This window comes from Streptomyces prasinopilosus (assembly GCF_001419695.1).
GTDB lineage: Bacteria > Actinomycetota > Actinomycetes > Streptomycetales > Streptomycetaceae > Streptomyces > Streptomyces prasinopilosus.
In genome coordinates this window covers 1-1,301 of the sequence record NZ_LIRG01000093.1, presented here as the reverse complement: position 1 = coordinate 1,301, position 1,301 = coordinate 1, and the positions used below count along the sequence as shown (strand labels likewise).

Genomic DNA, 1,301 nt, shown 5'->3' with positions numbered 1-1,301 from the left:
AGCGCGACCATGGCGGCACCGCCGGCGCGGGTGCCGCCATGGTCGCGCTGGTCGCCTACAACGCCCTCCAGGTCGGCATCTACGGCATCTTCGGCTTCGAGGTCTCGGGGCTCTTCGCCACCTACGCCGACCTCGAGGTCGCCTGGTGGATACCGTCCCTGGCGGCCCTGGCCGCCGTCGGCGTGCTGGGCTGGCTGAAGATCGACGTGAACGCGCGCGTGCTCGGCGTGCTGCTGGTCGTCGAGGTGCTCCTGGTCGTCGTCTTCGACATCGCCGCGATCGCCGACCCGGGCGCGCAGGGACTGTCGCTGCACGCCTTCGACCCGGACACCCTCACCGGGGCCGGCGTCGGCACCGCCCTGTGCTTCTGCATCGCCGCCTTCCTCGGCTTCGAACAGGCCCCGGTGTACGCCGAGGAGACCAGCAGGCCGCACGTCCTGGTACCGCGCGTGATGTTCCTGGCCGTCACGGGCGTCGCCGTGTTCTTCGCGATCAGCAGCTGGGCCCTCACCGTCGCCACCGGCCCCGCGGACATCGTCGCCACCTCGCGGGAGCAGAGCGCGGGACTGCTGTTCTTCCTCACCGAGTCACGGCTCGGCGGCACCTTCACGGACGTCCTGCACGTCCTCTTCGTCACCGGCATGTTCGCCGCCATGCTCAGCTTCCACAACGTCGTCGCCCGGTACGCCTTCGCCATGGGCCGCGAGGGACTGCTGCCCGCCGCCTTCGGCCGCACCACCGGCACCAGCGGCGCCCCCGGCACCGGGTCGCTGCTCCAGACCGGTATCGCCGCGGTGCTCGTCCTCGCCTTCGCGCTCACCGACGACAAGCCCGTCGGCGACCCGACCGCGCCCGTCCTGCGCCTGTTCACCTGGGGCGGCAACATCGGCGCCCTCGGCGTGATCGTCCTGATGGCGATCGCCTCGCTGTCCGTCGTCGTCTTCTTCGTCCGCCGCGGCGCCGCGGGCGCCCAGGCCTGGCGGCTGGTCACCTCGGGACTGGCGGGCCTCGCCCTGGCCGTGATCGCCGGCTACACCGTCAAGGACTTCGACGTCCTCGTCGGCACCGGACCCGACTCCGCCCTGAGCCTGCTGCTGCCCGGCGTCATCGGGCTGGCCCTCGTCGCCGGCCTGGTCCAGGGCCTGGTCCTGCGCTCCCGGGCCCCCGGGACGCACGCCCGGATCGGCCTCGGCAACGAGGCGTTCCAGCTGGACAAAGAGGCCCGGCGCACGCCGTAGCCCGCGCCGCCGGTGCGCCCCGGCGGTTCCGGGGGCCACGGACAACGGCCGCGACCGCGGCAC

General features: G+C 73.1%; 1 protein-coding gene. It reads left to right on the top strand.

Going from position 1 to position 1,301, the window contains the following annotated elements; all coding sequences use genetic code 11:
• Window positions 1-1,238: APC family permease (locus AOK18_RS05420; RefSeq protein ID WP_055693562.1), on the top strand; the 1,238-nt coding region annotated here is incomplete at its 5' end.
• Window positions 1,239-1,301 lie beyond the last annotated feature (63 nt).